Annotated in this window: 14 protein-coding genes; 8 read left to right on the forward strand and 6 right to left on the reverse strand. The window is 59.4% G+C overall.

The window, feature by feature from the left end; all coding sequences use genetic code 11:
• Positions 1-244: 244 nt before the first annotated feature.
• The 6 genes from MKZ79_RS05525 to ytfQ form a co-directional block, all read right to left on the reverse strand.
• Entirely contained in the window at positions 245-1906 is a 1662-nt protein-coding gene (locus tag MKZ79_RS05525) for a sulfatase family protein (protein ID WP_336140627.1), read from the reverse strand.
• A gap of 53 nt (positions 1907-1959) precedes the next feature.
• A complete protein-coding gene (locus MKZ79_RS05530; protein WP_336140628.1) occupies positions 1960-3192 on the reverse strand; it encodes an anaerobic sulfatase maturase in 1233 nt (410 codons plus the stop codon).
• 233 nt (positions 3193-3425) lie between these two features.
• Positions 3426-4409: a galactofuranose ABC transporter, permease protein YjfF gene (gene yjfF, locus MKZ79_RS05535; RefSeq protein WP_336140629.1), complete on the reverse strand. Its 984-nt coding sequence runs from the start codon at positions 4407-4409 to the stop codon at positions 3426-3428.
• Positions 4402-5412 carry a galactofuranose ABC transporter, ATP-binding protein YtfT gene (gene ytfT / locus MKZ79_RS05540; protein WP_336140630.1) on the reverse strand — a complete coding sequence of 337 codons (1011 nt, stop codon included), beginning with the start codon at positions 5410-5412 and terminating at the stop codon, positions 4402-4404. The genes yjfF and ytfT overlap by 8 nt, the downstream gene beginning before the upstream one ends.
• Positions 5405-6925 (reverse strand): galactofuranose ABC transporter, ATP-binding protein YtfR, encoded by a 1521-nt coding sequence (ytfR, locus tag MKZ79_RS05545; RefSeq protein ID WP_336140631.1) that lies wholly within the window; start codon positions 6923-6925, stop codon positions 5405-5407. Before ytfR ends, ytfT begins: the two co-directional genes overlap by 8 nt.
• Before the next feature lie 47 nt (positions 6926-6972).
• Complete coding sequence (gene ytfQ, locus MKZ79_RS05550) at positions 6973-7929, reverse strand: galactofuranose ABC transporter, galactofuranose-binding protein YtfQ (protein ID WP_336140632.1); 957 nt, start codon at positions 7927-7929, stop codon at positions 6973-6975.
• Between the two features lie 528 nt (positions 7930-8457).
• On the opposite strand from ytfQ, the gene ydgT reads away from it, so the two are divergent.
• From ydgT to nth, 8 genes are all read left to right on the forward strand, one after another.
• Entirely contained in the window at positions 8458-8673 is a 216-nt protein-coding gene (ydgT, locus tag MKZ79_RS05555; RefSeq protein WP_336140633.1) for a transcription modulator YdgT, read from the forward strand.
• Positions 8674-9030: 357 nt separating this feature from the next.
• The gene (gene rsxA / locus MKZ79_RS05560) at positions 9031-9612 is read left to right on the forward strand and encodes an electron transport complex subunit RsxA (protein WP_336140634.1); all 582 of its coding nucleotides are present in this window, start codon (positions 9031-9033) and stop codon (positions 9610-9612) included.
• The gene (rsxB, locus tag MKZ79_RS05565; RefSeq protein ID WP_336140635.1) at positions 9612-10187 is read left to right on the forward strand and encodes an electron transport complex subunit RsxB; all 576 of its coding nucleotides are present in this window, start codon (positions 9612-9614) and stop codon (positions 10185-10187) included. The genes rsxA and rsxB overlap by 1 nt, the downstream gene beginning before the upstream one ends.
• The gene (gene rsxC, locus MKZ79_RS05570) at positions 10180-12558 is read left to right on the forward strand and encodes an electron transport complex subunit RsxC (RefSeq protein WP_336140636.1); all 2379 of its coding nucleotides are present in this window, start codon (positions 10180-10182) and stop codon (positions 12556-12558) included. The genes rsxB and rsxC overlap by 8 nt, the downstream gene beginning before the upstream one ends.
• Positions 12559-13620: an electron transport complex subunit RsxD gene (gene rsxD / locus MKZ79_RS05575; protein WP_336140637.1), complete on the forward strand. Its 1062-nt coding sequence runs from the start codon at positions 12559-12561 to the stop codon at positions 13618-13620. It abuts the gene before it with no gap.
• Complete coding sequence (gene rsxG, locus MKZ79_RS05580; protein WP_336140638.1) at positions 13620-14249, forward strand: electron transport complex subunit RsxG; 630 nt, start codon at positions 13620-13622, stop codon at positions 14247-14249. The genes rsxD and rsxG overlap by 1 nt, the downstream gene beginning before the upstream one ends.
• Positions 14242-14937, forward strand: coding sequence for an electron transport complex subunit E (locus tag MKZ79_RS05585; RefSeq protein WP_336140639.1), 696 nt, complete (start codon positions 14242-14244; stop codon positions 14935-14937). Before rsxG ends, MKZ79_RS05585 begins: the two co-directional genes overlap by 8 nt.
• Positions 14934-15569 (forward strand): endonuclease III, encoded by a 636-nt coding sequence (gene nth / locus MKZ79_RS05590; RefSeq protein ID WP_336140640.1) that lies wholly within the window; start codon positions 14934-14936, stop codon positions 15567-15569. Before MKZ79_RS05585 ends, nth begins: the two co-directional genes overlap by 4 nt.
• Positions 15570-15608 lie beyond the last annotated feature (39 nt).

A 15608-nucleotide genomic window follows, 5' to 3' on the forward strand; every position in this document is an offset into this window, starting at 1 on the left:
ATGCTCTGTGAACAGGTCGCGTTCAGATCGTTGAACTGCCAGCAGAGGCGGAGCGGAGCACGGACACGCCGTGAATCCGTCCATGGAGGCTTGCTTCGCGCGTCCCGGCGCGAAAACGGTCCGCTTATCCGCACCGCCTCCGCCGCCACGAAGCCACTGCGCCGCTGTTAAAATGTTGATACGCACCCGCTGTTTAAGTTTGTCAGCAGTCTGAAGCCACGGTTCTCCGACCGTGGCTTTTCCTTTACGGTTTCGACTGCTGCAGCATTTTCTGGATCAGCGCCTCGGTTTTCTCGAAAGAGGCAAATACCTGTTCGTTTACTTTCTCTTTCTGATACTGGTCGGGCAGCACGCCGTCATACTTGTCGCGCGGGTTATTGCCACGCAGCCATTCCGCCGGGAAATCGGCCATTTTTTTGCCGCCTTCCCGATAGCGGAATACCACGCCCTGACTGGTTCTTTCATTGTAGGGAATAATGCTGTTGCCCTGATGATCCTTCAGTCCCTCAAACAGCTTTTTGCGCAGCGCGATTTTGGTATCGATGATCTCTCTGGATTTATCGTCGATCAGATTACGCTTCTCGTGCGGATCTTTAGCGATATCGTACAGCTCCTCTTTATCCCAGATGCCGTAGTACTGAATGTACTTATAGTGTGGCGTACGGATGGCGAAGGTGGTGGGCGTATAGGGGAAGTTATATTCCCAGAAGTATTCATAGACGAAGTAATCCTTGCGCGGCGGCAGATCCTTACGGCCGGTACCTAACCCAAGAAAGCTGTCGCCGTCGTAGTTGGCGGGTTTGGCGACGCCCGCCGCATCCAGAAAGGTTGGCGCAATATCGATATTCGCCACTACATCCTCCACCACTTTGCCTTTGGCGAAGCCGGGGCCGGACGCCAGCAGCGGCACGCGCATCGACTCTTCATAGGCGTTACGCTTATCGATCAGGCCATGTTCGCCGAACATAAAGCCGTTGTCGCCCATCACCATCACTATCGTATTGTCGGCCAGGCCGTTTTTCTTCAGCCACGCCTGCACGCGCCCTACGCTGTCGTCCACCGCCATCAGCGTCTCGTAGTAGTCGCGCTGGAACTGCTGCAGATCCAGCTTTTTATCGTAGGGATAATCTACGCCGTGCCAGCTGTTGCGCTGGTTTTTTACCCACATCGGTTTGCCGGCATAGTTCTCTTCCGTATCGGCCCAGGTATCCGGCAGCGGGAAAGTGACGTTGGCAAGCTTGCCCTTGTCGCGAACCGCCGGATAAAAGTCGGCATGCACGCCCTTGTGCGACAGGTAAACCATAAAAGGTTTCGATTTATCGGTGTGCTCCAGCCAGTCCAGCGTGTAGTCGGTGAGCTCGTCGGTGATATAGCCTTTCTGCGGCGTGAGTTTGCCGTCGATATTCAGCATCGCCGGCTTGCCGAACATGTTAATGGGATAGTAGTCGCCCTGGCCCAGCAGCCCTACCCAGCGGTCGAAACCGGCGAAGCCCGCTTTGGCCGTGGCGTCCGCGCCGCCGAAGTGCCACTTGCCAAAAAAGGCGGTCTGATAGCCGTTTTCACGCAGCAGCTCGGGAAAATAGCGCAGCCGCGACAGATCGCTGGGATTGTTGTCCGACACGCCGTGGTTGTGCGCATACATGCCGGTAAGAATAGAGGCGCGGCTGGGCGACGACAGTGAAGTCGTCACAAAGGCGTTTTTAAACCAGGTGCCGTCGCGGGCGATCTCATCCATATGCGGCGTTTTGATAAGTGGATTGATAAAGCCGAAAGCGTCGTAACGCTGATCGTCCAGCAGAATATAGACGATATTGGGCCTGGCCTTCTGCACCGGCGTGGCCGCCAGCGTGGGCTGCAGGAGCGCCTGACAGCAGAGCGCCAGCGCGGTTAAGGTAAATGTTTTCATTGTTCGATCCTCCATGACGGTATCGGGGCCGCGACAGCCTGGGCCCGTTGCAATCAGGGGCGTTGCCCCTGGTAGTAGCGCCTGATGCATTTTCGCAGCTGCACCAGGCTTTTTCCCTGCTGCGCCAGCGCGACGATCTGCCGCATGACCGGCAGCGTATGTCGGAAGTGCAGCGCCAGCCCTTCGCAAAAATAGTTTTGCGCTCTGCCATCGCCGGCGGGCAAAAAGCGGTGTTTGGGACAGCCGCCGTGGCACAGCGGCCGGACGTCGCAGTTCAGGCAGTGTTGATTGAGTTGGGTCAGCTTGCGCTCGCCGAAAGCCCGCTGCTGCTCGCTGTTAACCAGCGTTCGCAGCTCGTCCCGGTTGATATTGCCCAGCCTGTACTGCGGATAAACGAAATGATCGCAGGCATAAACATCGCCCTGCGCTTCCACCACCAGGTTGCCGCCGCAGGTTTCGCTCTGCACGCAGATGCCCGGCTGACCCGCCAGCTTCGCCAGCGTCTGTTCAAAATTCATCACGAATACCGAACCGATATCGTGCTGCGCCCAGTGGTCAAAAATGGCGTTAAGAAAACGGCCGTAGGCTCTGGCAGGCACCGACCAGGGCGCGACCTGGCAGTCGCCGACAAAATCGGGCGTGACCAGCGTCAGCCCGCTGGCGTCCGGCTGCGCGGCGCGGCGCTCCACCAGCGGAATAAACTGCATATAGCGGCTGCCCGCGCGGCGAAGAAAGTGGTAGATCTCCAGCGGCCTGGCGGCGTTGTCGGCGTTAACCACGGTCAGCGTATTGACGTCGACATGATGGCGCTGCAGGCTGGCCAGTCCGGCCATCACCTCGTCGAAACTGCCTTTGTCGCCGCGCGTCCGCCGGAAGCGATCGTGCGTTGCCCTGTCGCCATCCAGCGAGATGCCGACCAGAAAACGGTGCTGCTTAAAAAAGCGCGCCCAGTCATCATTAAGGTTTATGCCGTTGGTCTGGAAGAAGTTGTTGAGCCGCTTGCCCTGCCCGTAGCGCTGCTGTAGCGCCAGCGCGCGCCGGTAGAAATCGAGGCCCGCCAGCGTCGGCTCGCCGCCCTGCCAGATAAAATCGACCACGGGCGCGCGCTGGGCCTGAATAGTCTGGCGAATGTAGTTTTCCAGCGTCGCGTCATCCATTTTCCAGCGCGCTGCGCGCTGCGGATAGAGCTGGCTTTTCTCCAGATAAAAGCAGTAGTCGCAGCGAAGATTACAAACCGAGCCGGAAGGCTTGGCCATCAGCTGAAAATTCCTGCCGCCGTCGTGCATACACCCTCCTGGTGTTAACGCTTTCTTTCCTGAAAAACAGGCATAAAAAAACCTGAAAAAACAGTCGTCTGCTTCACGCTGCTTTTTCAGGTTTCGCCCGCCGTGCGGTTACGCCCTGCCGTGGTCGACACTACGCCCACGGCCGCGGCTTCGACAACAGTGGATTGGGCGCAATGTGAACAAACTCACGCTATTTCTGCCTCTGTTACCGAAGTCAGCAAAGAATTTTCGACTCAGTTCAGACGAACAACCGGCGCGTTGCCCTGGCGATCCCAGATAGCCGTCAGCAACCTTTGCAGAGCGATAAAAGCGAACAGCAGCACGCCGATAGCGATTTTCGTCCACCAGGAGCTGAGCGTGCCGTCGAAATTGATCCAGGTCTGAATCAGCCCCTGAATCAGTACGCCGAACAGCGTGCCGAGCACCGTACCGACGCCGCCGGAGAGCAGCGTGCCGCCGATCACTACCGAAGCGATAGCATCCAGCTCCACGCCCATGCCCGCCAGCGCATAGCCCGCTGAGGTATAGACAGAAAAAACGATCCCCGCCAGCGTGGCCAGCGTGGAAGAGAGCATATAGATGCGCACGGTGGCGCTGCGCGTGCCGATGCCCATCAGGCGCGCCGAGGTCTGGTTGCCGCCGATAGCGTAAACCTCGTTGCCGAAGCGGGTACGGTGCGCCAACAGGATGCCGCCAGCCACCACCGCCAGCATCACCAGCGCCAGCAGGCTAAGCCGTCCGCCGCCGGGAATTTTCCAGGCCAGCGAAGAGAGCGTGGCGTAGAGCGGATGATCGATGGGAATGGAGCTTTCCGACACCAGATAGCTGCTGCCGCGCAGAAAAAACATGCCTGCCAGGGTAATGATAAATGCGGGCATCTTCAGCGCGTCGATCAGCCAGCCCATCAGCGCGCCAAAGGCCGCGCCCATCGCCATCACCAGCGCGAAGGCCAGCCAGGGATCGAGATGAAAATCGCCGATAGCCCGCGCGAGGAACACGCCGGTAAAAGCGATCACCGCGCCCGGCGACAGATCGATGCCGCCGGAGAGGATCACAAAGGTCATACCGACGGCAATAATGCCCAGGAAGGCGTTGTCGGTCAGGATATTGGCGATAACCCGCGTGGAGGCGAAGCCGGGATACTGCGCCAGACAGAACAGATAGCCCGCCACAAACACCAGCAGCGTAATCATTAACGGCAAATGACGTTTAATCACGGCGACCTCGTTTAAACAGTTGCAGAAAAGCGGGCGACTGCAGCAGCAGCACCGCCATCACCACCACGGCTTTCACCACCTGATTCAGCTCCGGCGGAAAGCCGGAGAGCAGAATGCCGGTGTTCATCGCCTGGATAATCAGCGCGCCAAGCAGCGACAGCAGCAGGTTAAAGCGACCGCCCAGCAGCGAGGCGCCGCCGATCACCACGGCGAGAATAGCGTCCAGCTCCAGCCAGAGCCCGGCGTTGTTGGCGTCCGCGCCGCGAATATCCGCCGCGACGATCAGCCCCGCTACCGCGGCGCACAGCCCGCTGAGAATATAGGTGGTCATCACTACCGCCCAGCCGTTAACCCCGGCGTTGCGGGCCGCGCGCAGGTTGATGCCTACCGCTTCGATAAACATGCCCAGCGCGGTTTTTCTCGCCAGCAGCCAGACCAGCAGCGCCACAACGCCCGTAATCCATACCGGAACCGGCAGCAGCCACAGGGTGCCGCTGCCCAGCCATGCCAAAGCGTCGCTGTTAAAGGTGACGATTTGCCCCTGGGTGATGAGCTGTGCGATGCCGCGGCCGGCGACCATCAGGATCAGCGTCGCCACGAAAGGCTGGATCTTCAACAGCGCCACCAGCATCCCGTTCCACAGGCCGCACAGCACGCCGCTGCCCAGCGCGGCCAGGATAATTACCGGCAGGCTGTGGCCGGAAACGGTTAGCGTCGCCGCCGTGGCGCCCGCGATCGCCATCACCGCGCCCACCGAGAGATCGATGCCGCCGGTGGCGATCACCAGCGTCATGCCGATGGCGAGTAGCGCTACTGGCGCCGCGCGGTTGAGGATGTCGATCGGGCTACCGAACAGGCGGCCATCCTGCAGATGCACGGCAAAAAAATTGTGCGCCACCAGGCTATCCACCAGCAGCACCAGGATTAGCGCGGCGATTTGCGGCATGCCCGGCGGCAGTTTGCGCCCGGAGGCGGTTTTTTTCATCAGCTGAGTCTCAAGCATGCTGCCCTCCAGCGGCAATCGCTTTCACCACCGAGGCGACGGAAAGGTTATCCAGCGGGATTTCCGCCACCTGTCGACGATCGCGCAGGATAATGACTCTGTCCGCGTAACCCACCAGCTCTTCCAGTTCGGAAGAGATCACCAGCAGCGCCAGGCCATCCGCGCAGAGCGTTTCGATCAGCCGGATGATCTCCGCGTGGGCGCCAACGTCGATCCCGCGCGTCGGTTCATCCAGGATCAGAAACTGCGGCTTCGTCACCAGCCAGCGCGAGAGCAGCACTTTTTGCTGATTGCCGCCGGAAAGCAGCTCCACAGGCTGTTCCGCATGCGGCGTGCGGATGCTCAGGCTTTTGATATAGCGATCGGCTATCTGCTGCTGCTCACGCTTGCCGATCGGCCGCAGCCAGCCGCGCTGGGCCTGCAGCGCCAGAATGATATTCTCCCGCACCGAAGCCGCGCCGATGATGCCATCGGTTTTACGATCTTCCGGACAGAAGCCGATTCCGGCACGCGAAGCCTGGGCCGGCGTACGGATTACACGTGGTTTTCCCCTGATGAAGGCGCTGCCGCTGTCGGCGCTTTTAATGCCGAACAGCAGCTCTGCGGTTTCCGTGCGTCCGGAACCCAGCAGACCGGCGAGGCCAACGGCTTCGCCGGGACGAACGCTAAGGCTGAAGGGCTCTATCGTCCCTTTCCTGCCATATTCTTTAAACTCCACCACCGGCTGGTGGCTTTTCAGCGTGCTGCCCGCGCGCTGCAGCGCGGTTTCCAGCAGCTCGCGCCCCAGCATCAGCTTAATCAGCTCGATTTGCGGTAGCGCGGCGGTTTCCCGCGTGGCGACGAACTGGCCGTTGCGCAATACGGTAATGCGGTCGCATACCTTATAGACCTGATCGAGAAAATGCGTGACGAAGATCAACCCCATGCCGCGCGCGCGCAGCTGGCGCATCAGCGTAAACAGCATCTCAACTTCGCTGGCGTCCAGGCTGGCGGTCGGCTCATCGAGGATCAGTACCTGAGCCGAAAGATCCACCGCGCGGCAGATAGCGATAATTTGCTGCATCGCCACCGAATAGTGGCCAAGCGGGCGCGTCACATCCAGCTCGAAACCGTAGTTGCGCAGCAGCACGACGGCCTCTTTGTTCATGCGCCGGCGATCGATCATGCCCAGCCGACGCGGCTCGCGGCCGATAAACAGATTATCCGCCACCGACATATTGGGCAGCAGATTGACTTCCTGGTAAACGGTGCCGATGCCCGCCTGCTGGGCTTCGGCCGTGCTGCGCGGCGCGATCTCATTGCCTGCCAGCGTCACAGCGCCGGCGTCGCGGCGGTAGACGCCGGTCAACACTTTAATCAGCGTGGATTTTCCGGCGCCGTTCTCGCCCAGCAGCGCCATAATTTCGCCGCCGCGCAGGTCGAAAGAGACGTTATCCAGCGCCCTGACGCCGGGAAAGCTTTTACTCAGGCCGCTGATGGCGAGCAGCGGCGGAGATTGCGAAGAGCTAATCATGGCTGGCCTCGGAAAAGATGCCGCCCGTTATCCGGGCGGCGGCGGGATCAATAACCCATGCCTTTTTTCTTATCCAGCTGCGCCTGAGCGTCGGCTGGTAAAAAGAGTCTTGATTCGGTTTTGATGATTTTCGGCGGCTGAGTCCCCTCTTTGCGGAACTTCTCCAGCGCGTCGAAAGCGGGGCCAGCCATATCCGGCGTCAGCTCGACGTTGGCGTTGGCTTCACCGGCCAGCATCGCCTTATAGATATCGGGCACGCCGTCGATCGAGCCGGTCAGAATATCTTTGCCCGGTTTCAGTCCGGCCTCTTTAATCGCCTGAATCGCGCCGATCGCCATATCGTCGTTATGCGCGTAAACCATGCAGATGTTTTTGCCGTTGTTTTCCGCCTTGATAAAGCTTTCCATCACCTCTTTACCCTTACTGCGGGTAAAGTCGCCGGACTGCGAACGCACGATTTTAATTCCCGGCGCGTTGGCGATGGCCTCAGCGAAGCCTTTTTTACGGTCGATGGCCACGCTGGCGCCAACGGTGCCCTGCAGCTCTACCACGTTACAGGGTTTGCCCGCCCGCTCTTTTACCAGCCAGTCGCCGATCAGCTTGCCTTCCAGCACGTTGTCCGCCGTTACGACCGCCATATAAAGCGATTTATCTTTCACCACGATGGCGCGATCCAGCAGGAATACCGGAATTTTCGCGTCTTTGGCCTCTTCCAGTACCGGTTCCCAACCTGTCTGTACGACCGGCGCGATAAAAATAGCGTCGACGCCCTGAGCGATAAACGAACGTACTGCTTTAATCTGATTCTCCTGCTTCTGCTGGCCGTCGGCGATTTTTAGCGTAATACCGCGTTTTTGCGCCTCGCTTTTCGCCATGCTGGTTTCCGCCGCGCGCCAGCCCGATTCGGAGCCAACCTGCGAAAAGCCAACCGTAAGATTTTCCGCCAGCGCATTACCGCTCAGCGCTGCGCCAATCAGCGTGGTTAAAAGTAACCGTTTCCACATAGGTCTGTTCCTCTGACGGGGATCGTTATCCGGGAGTGATTGCCGCTTAATCGTGGCCCAGCCAAAAAAAAACATTTTCGACAATGCTCACAAAATTCAGCAATTAAGGTGGCGCGTAAAATTAGTGCGCCGCGGGTTAAAAATGGGATATGGATAAACTCTGCGCCACTGCGGAATGTCTTTGTTAAATAAGTGTAATAAAGAGAAGCGGTTAACGCGGCTTATAATGAAAACGATTACAAGTACCTGATAACTATCTGTCGTAGTAGCGCAATGCCGGGGAATGCGGAGCAAAGTGCGAATTTGTGAGCGGAGACACAACCTGGTGGATCCAATTATTAACATAGAAACCATTTATTAACATGACAGGCGGGAAATGCTAATTAAAGTCGACAATCACCCTGTTGGAAATGCGGAAATGACTTACTCTTTATTCTGAATTTACTGTGATTTTGCATTTTCCGCTATAGACAGCGCATCGCCTGACCATATACTTGAAACTTCTTAATTCTTAGCATAACGGCAACTATGACAGTACATGACTATCTGTTGAAATTTCGTAAAGTGAGCTCTCCTGACACGCTGGAGAAACTGTTCGATCATCTCAACTACTCACTGACCGATAATAAAGAAATTATTGATATGTATCGCGCTGCCGATCACCGCCGTGCCGAACTGGCTTCCGGTGGGCGCCTGTTCGATCTTGGCTGCGTGCCGAAGTCCGTCTGGCATTACGTCGTCTAGGTTCTGTTTCGCCCTCTCTGTATCTGATAAAAAAAACGCCGCTCTGCCACAGGCCGACGCGACGCGCCTTGACCCCCTGCTAAGGCGGGCTGCTTGCTGTTGCCGCTCGCCCGATCCTCTCTTTAATCGCCTGGCCGCACCGCGGCCATCGATGTGCGTCACTCTGGCGCCAGGTTATACTGGCTCTCCTGAAACGAATTTTTCCGCGCCCTGACTTTTTTCAGCGCCTTTGGTGTCGAAAAAGCGCGCAAAAATTTAATTCTCCGTGCGGTCATTTCCGCTCCCGAACGCGCTGCGGTTGTTGTCCGGGCGCGAATGACCGATAATAAACGGCTTTTATTTTTCTCAGGCGTAAAAATGACCGACTACCTGCTTCTTTTTATCGGCACAGTGCTGGTGAATAACTTCGTTCTGGTGAAGTTTCTCGGCCTTTGTCCCTTTATGGGCGTTTCCAAAAAACTGGAAACGGCGATTGGCATGGGACTCGCCACGACTTTCGTCATTACCCTGGCCTCGATCTGCGCATGGCTGGTGAATCACCTGATCCTGCTGCCGCTGGATCTGGTCTATCTGCGCACCATGGCCTATATCCTGGTGATTGCGGTAGTGGTGCAGTTCACCGAGATGGTGGTGCGCAAAACCAGCCCCGAGCTCTATCGGCTGCTGGGCATTTTTCTGCCGCTGATCACCACCAACTGTGCGGTGCTCGGCGTGCCGCTGCTGAGCGTCAACCTGAACCATACCTTTTTGCAGGCGGCGCTGTACGGCTTCAGCGCCTCTGTCGGCTTCTCGCTGGTGATGGTGCTGTTCGCCGGCATTCGCGAGCGGCTGGTGCTGGCCGACGTGCCGGCGCCTTTCAAAGGGTCTTCCATCGCGCTGGTAACCGCCGGCCTGATGGCGCTGGCATTTATGGGCTTTAGCGGACTGGTGAAATTCTGATGAGTGCAGTATGGATTGCGGTCGCGGTATTAAGCGTGCTGGGCCTGATTTTCGGCGGCCTGCTGGGCTACGCTTCGCGCCGGTTTAAAGTCGAAGAAGATCCCATCGTCGAGCAGATCGACGCCATTTTGCCGCAGAGCCAGTGCGGCCAGTGCGGCTATCCGGGCTGTCGTCCCTATGCGGACGCGGTCGGCAACAACGGCGAGCAGATCAACAAGTGCGCGCCCGGCGGCGAGCAGACCATGCTCAAGCTGGCGGCGCTGCTGAACGTCGAGCCGCAGCCGTTAGGCGACGAAGCGGCGCGCGAGCCGGAGCGTAAAGTCGCCTGGATCGATGAAGCCAACTGTATCGGCTGCACCAAATGCATCCAGGCCTGTCCCGTGGACGCCATCGTCGGCGCTACCCGCGCGATGCATACCGTGTTGAGCGATGTCTGTACCGGCTGCGATCTCTGCGTCGCGCCCTGCCCGACCGACTGCATCGAAATGCGTCCGGTGGCCGACACAACGGCAAACTGGAAGTGGGATCTGCAAACCATCCCGGTCAGGGTAATTTCAGTGGAAAGTCATGCGTAACCTCTTCAGACTGTTTAAAAAAGAGAAACTGTGGGATTTTCAGGGCGGCATCCATCCGCCGGAGATGAAAACCCAGTCTAACGGCACGCCGCTGCGCCAGCTGCCGCTGGCGACAAAATTTATTATTCCCCTCAAGCAGCATATCGGCCACGAAGGCGAGCTGCTGGTGAAGCCGGGCGATAAAGTGCTGCGCGGCCAGCCGCTGACCTTTGGCCGCGGTCGAATGCTGCCGGTACACGCGCCGACTTCTGGCGTGGTAGAAGATATCGCGCCTCATATCACCGCGCATCCTTCCGCGCTGGCGGAGCTCTGCGTCTTTATTACGCCCGATGGCGAGGATCGCTGGATCGAGAAAAGCCCGCTGGCCGACTATCGTCAGCACGAGCGTGAGGAGATTGTCGGGCTGATTCACCAGGCTGGCGTGGCTGGCCTGGGCGGCGCGGGTTTCCCTACCGCTACCAAACTCAAGGGCGGCCTGCGCGGCGTAAAAACGCTGATTATTAACGCCGCCGAATGCGAGCCCTATATCACCGCCGACGACCGCCTGATGCAGGACTGCGCGCAGGAAGTGCTTGAAGGCACCCGTATTCTCGCCTGGGTATTGCAGGCGGAGCGCGTGCTGATCGGGATTGAGGACAACAAGCCGGAAGCGATCGCCGCGCTGAAAAAAGCGCTGGGCGACGCTGCGGATCTGCAGATTCGGGTCATTCCCACCAAATATCCTTCCGGCGGCGCGAAGCAGCTCACCAAAATTCTTACCGGGCTGGAAGTGCCGCACGGCGGCCGCTCCACCGATATCGGCGTGCTGATGCAGAACGTCGGCACCGCTTATGCGGTGAAGCGCGCCGTGGTAGACGGCGAGCCGCTGACCGAGCGCGTGGTGACGCTGACCGGCGAAGCGGTGAAACGGCCCGGCAACGTCTGGGGACGCATCGGTACGCCGATCAGCCATCTCCTGCACCAGGCCGATTTCACGCCAGCCTCGGGCCAGATGGTGGTCATGGGCGGCCCGCTGATGGGCTTTACCCTGCCGACGCTGGACGTGCCGGTGGTGAAAATCACCAACTGCATCCTCGCGCCTTCCGCCAGCGAAATGGGCGATAACGAGGAAGAGAAATCCTGTATCCGCTGCAGCGCCTGCGCGGATGCCTGTCCCGCCGCGCTGCTGCCGCAGCAGCTTTACTGGTACAGCCGCGGCGGCGATCACGACAAGGCGCGTCAGCATAATATCGACGACTGTATCGAGTGCGGCGCCTGCGCCTATGTCTGCCCAAGCAATATTCCGCTGGTGCAGTATTACCGCCAGGAGAAAGCGGAGATCCGCGCTATCGATCTGGAAGCGGAACGTACCGCACAGGCGAAGGCGCGTTTCGAAGCGCGTCAGGCGCGCCTGGAACGCGAGAAGCTGGCGCGTGAAAACCGTCATCAGCAGGCGAAACGCGTTGTCGGCCAGCGCGATAGCGGCGAGGTCGAAGCAGCCCTGGCGCGGGTGAAAGCGAAGCAGGCAGCGCCGGCGAGCGATGCACAGGAAGCCGAAAACGCGGCACTTCTGGCGCAGCGCGAAGCGCGTAAGGCACAGGCGCGCGCGCACCAGGCGGAAAAACAGTCCGAGACGGAACCGGCTACGCGCCAGGCGGGCGATCCGCGTAAAGCGGCCGTAGAAGCGGCTATCGCGCGAGCTAAGGCGAAGAAAGCGGCGGCTGAACCTGCTGCTATAAACGAGCAGACCGATGCCGCGCCGGTGGATCCGCGCAAAGCGGCGGTGGAAGCGGCCATCGCGCGGGCGAAAGCGAAGAAAGCGGCTGTTGCGGCCAAAGCGGAGCCAGCAGATGGCGCGGCGGTAAAAGCGGAAGCTGAGCAGCCGGAAGCGGCGCCGGTGGATCCGCGCAAAGCGGCTGTGGAAGCGGCCATCGCGCGGGCGAAAGCGAAGAAAGCCGCAGCGGCCAAAGCGGAGCCAGCGGATGACGCGGCGGTGAAAGCGGAAGCTGAGCAGCCGGAAGCTACGCCAGTCGATCCGCGCAAGGCGGCTGTGGAAGCAGCTATCGCGCGGGCTAAGGCGAAGAAAGCGGCGGCGGCCAAAGCGGAGCCAGCGGATAGCGCGACGGTGAAAGCGGAAGCCGCGCCGATGGATCCGCGCAAAGCGGCTGTGGAAGCAGCTATCGCGCGGGCTAAGGCGAAGAAAGCGGCGGCGGCCAAAGCGGAGCCAGCAGATAACGCGACGGTGAAAGCGGAAGCTGAGCAGCCGGAAGCCGCGCCACAGGCAGTGAGTAAAACGTCGTCAGAACAGGACGATCCCCGCAAGGCGGCAGTGGCGGCGGCCATCGCTCGTGTTAAGGCGCGTAAGGCGCAGCATTCTACGCAAGAGGATTAAATGGCTTTTCGCATCGCAAGTTCGCCTTATACCCACAATCGACGCAGCACCAGCACTATTATGCTGCTGGTGCTGGCGGCGACCCTGCCCGGCATCGCGGCTCAGTGCTGGTTTTTCGGCTGGGGGACGCTGATTCAGATCGCGATTGCCGCTGCGGCGGGCCTCGGCTCCGAAGCCGCCATCCTGAAGCTGCGCAAGCTGCCGCTGGGCAAAACGCTCGGCGACAACTCGGCGCTGCTGACCGCGCTGTTGCTGGCCATCAGCATTCCGCCGCTGGCGCCCTGGTGGATCATTGTTATCGGCACCGTCTTCGCCGTGGTGATTTCCAAACAGCTCTACGGCGGCCTGGGTCAGAATCCTTTTAACCCGGCGATGGTGGGCTATGTCGTTCTGCTGATCTCCTTTCCGGTGCAGATGACCAGCTGGCTGCCGCCCGATTCGCTGCAGACGGTCACACCCAACTTTTTCGATGCCCTGAACATGATCTTTCATGGTCAGACGCTGGACGGCCACAGTATGCAGCAGCTCAGGCTCGGCGTGGATGGCGTCAGCCAGGCGACTCCGCTGGATAGTTTTAAAACCGGCCTGCGCGCCGGGCACAGCGCAGAAGAGCTGCGGGCGCAGCCTCTCTACAGCGGCGTTATCGCCGGACTGGGCTGGCAATGGGTCAATATCGGCTATCTGCTTGGCGGCCTGTTCCTGCTGTTCACCAACAGCATCCGCTGGCATATTCCGGCCAGTATGCTGCTGTCGCTGGCGCTTTTCTCCACGCTTGGCTGGCTGATCTCTCCGGACGCTTTGCTGTCGCCCGCGGTGCATCTCTTCTCCGGCGCGACCATGCTGGGCGCTTTTTTTATCGCTACCGATCCGGTAACGGCCTCCACCACCAACAAAGGGCGCCTGATCTATGGCGCGTTAATTGGTCTGCTGGTCTGGCTGATCCGCAGCTTCGGCGGCTATCCTGACGGCGTGGCTTTCGCCGTGCTGCTGGCGAACATCACCGTGCCGCTGGTCGACTACTACACGCAGCCGCGCGTTTACGGTCATCGTAAGGAGAAGTAATGCTGGATGCGATTCGTAAAAATGGCGTGACGCTGGCGCTGTTCGCCGCCGTCACCACCGGGCTGACGGCGGTGGTCAATACCGTGACCAAACCCACTATTGAGCATCAGGGCGTGCTGCAGCAGAAAACGCTGTTGGATCAGGTGGTGCCGCCCGAGTTGTACAATAATGCTATTCAGCAGGAGTGCTATCTGGTCACCAGTCCGGCGTTAGGCAACGGCGTACATCATCTTTACCTCGCACGGAAAGATGACCAGCCGGTCGCCGCGGCGATTGAGGCTACCGCGCCAGATGGCTATTCTGGCGCTATTCAGATGATTGTCGGCGCGGATTTCAGCGGCAAAGTACTGGGCGTGCGCGTGGTTGAGCATCACGAAACGCCCGGCTTGGGCGATAAAATCGAGCTGCGCATATCCAACTGGATCGAGAGCTTCAGCGGCGTGAAGCTGAGCGGAAAAGATGACAAGCGTTTTGCGGTGAAAAAAGATGGCGGTCAGTTCGATCAGTTTACCGGCGCCACCATTACGCCGCGCGCGGTGGTAAACGCCACCAAACGCGCCACCCTGTTTGTTGAAACGTTGCCGGGGCAGCTCGCCTCGCTGCAAACCTGTGGAGACTCCAATGAGTGAAGCAAAAAACCTGCTGGTCGGCGGACTGTGGAAAAATAACTCGGCGCTGGTACAGCTGCTGGGGCTCTGTCCGCTGCTGGCGGTGACCTCGACCGCCACCAACGCGCTGGGCCTTGGCCTGGCCACCACTATGGTGCTGATCTGCACCAACAGCGCAATCTCCGCCTCGCGCCGCTGGGTGCCGACCGATATCCGTATCCCGATTTACGTGATGATTATCGCCTCGGTGGTGAGCTGCGTGCAGATGCTGATTAACGCTTACGCCTATGGGCTCTATCACTCGTTAGGCATTTTTATTCCACTAATTGTCACCAACTGCATCGTGGTGGGCCGTGCCGAAGCGGTGGCCTCGCGCAGCAGCGTCCCGCTGGCGGCACTGGACGGGATGGCGATTGGTCTGGGCGCCACCAGCGTGATGGTAGTGCTGGGCTCGCTGCGCGAAATCATCGGCAGCGGCACCCTTTTCAACGGCGCCGATCAGCTGCTGGGGCCGTGGGCGAAGGCGCTGCGGATTGAGGTGGTGCATTTTGATTCGCCGATGCTGCTGGCGATGCTGCCGCCGGGCGCCTTTATCGGCCTCGGTATGCTGCTGGCGGCCAAATACGTTATCGATAACAAAATGAAGGCGCGCGCGGCCCGTAAAGCGGCCGAAACCAGCCTGCCGAAAGGAGCCTCGAACGCGCTGTGAACAAGGAAAAACGTCACGAAATTTTGGTGCGGCTGCGCGACAACAATCCGCACCCGACCACGGAACTGGTCTTTACTACCCCTTTTGAGCTGCTGATCGCCGTGCTGCTCTCTGCGCAGGCCACGGACGTCAGCGTCAACAAGGCGACCGCAAAGCTCTATCCGGTCGCCAACACGCCTGCCGCTATGCTGGAGCTGGGCGTGGACGGCGTAAAAGAGTACATCAAGACCATCGGCCTGTTTAACAGCAAGGCGGAGAACGTGATTAAAACCTGCCGCATTCTGCTGGAGCAGCACGGCGGCGAAGTGCCGGAGAGCCGCGAGGCGCTGGAGGCGTTGCCGGGCGTGGGCCGTAAAACCGCCAACGTGGTGCTGAATACCGCTTTCGGCTGGCCGACCATCGCCGTCGACACCCATATCTTTCGCGTCTGCAACCGCACTAAGTTTGCGCCCGGCAAAAACGTCGAGCAAGTCGAAGAGAAGCTGCTGAAAGTCGTGCCGAAAGAGTTCAAGGTCGACTGCCACCACTGGTTTATCCTGCATGGTCGCTACACCTGTGTCGCCCGCAAGCCGCGCTGTGGCTCCTGTTTGATTGAAGATCTCTGCGAATACGCCGAGAAAACAGAAATTTAAGCCTGCGCTTTACCGTCAGCCAGGGGTAAGCGCCACGAC

This window comes from Erwinia sp. CGal63, from assembly GCF_037026505.1.
Lineage (GTDB): Bacteria > Pseudomonadota > Gammaproteobacteria > Enterobacterales > Enterobacteriaceae > Erwinia.

Bases quoted from the DNA above. Each gene is read 5' to 3' on its own strand.
- ytfT (WP_336140630.1), bottom strand. From the start codon at position 5,412: ATGCTTGAGACTCAGCTGATGAAAAAAACCGCCTCCGGGCGCAAACTG.
- rsxB (WP_336140635.1), top strand. From the start codon at position 9,612: ATGAGTGCAGTATGGATTGCGGTCGCGGTATTAAGCGTGCTGGGCCTG.
- ytfQ (WP_336140632.1), bottom strand. From the start codon at position 7,929: ATGTGGAAACGGTTACTTTTAACCACGCTGATTGGCGCAGCGCTGAGC.
- ytfR (WP_336140631.1), bottom strand. From the start codon at position 6,925: ATGATTAGCTCTTCGCAATCTCCGCCGCTGCTCGCCATCAGCGGCCTG.
- rsxA (WP_336140634.1), top strand. From the start codon at position 9,031: ATGACCGACTACCTGCTTCTTTTTATCGGCACAGTGCTGGTGAATAAC.
- MKZ79_RS05530 (WP_336140628.1), bottom strand. From the start codon at position 3,192: ATGCACGACGGCGGCAGGAATTTTCAGCTGATGGCCAAGCCTTCCGGC.
- MKZ79_RS05585 (WP_336140639.1), top strand. From the start codon at position 14,242: ATGAGTGAAGCAAAAAACCTGCTGGTCGGCGGACTGTGGAAAAATAAC.
- rsxG (WP_336140638.1), top strand. From the start codon at position 13,620: ATGCTGGATGCGATTCGTAAAAATGGCGTGACGCTGGCGCTGTTCGCC.
- rsxD (WP_336140637.1), top strand. From the start codon at position 12,559: ATGGCTTTTCGCATCGCAAGTTCGCCTTATACCCACAATCGACGCAGC.
- MKZ79_RS05525 (WP_336140627.1), bottom strand. From the start codon at position 1,906: ATGAAAACATTTACCTTAACCGCGCTGGCGCTCTGCTGTCAGGCGCTC.
- rsxC (WP_336140636.1), top strand. From the start codon at position 10,180: ATGCGTAACCTCTTCAGACTGTTTAAAAAAGAGAAACTGTGGGATTTT.
- ydgT (WP_336140633.1), top strand. From the start codon at position 8,458: ATGACAGTACATGACTATCTGTTGAAATTTCGTAAAGTGAGCTCTCCT.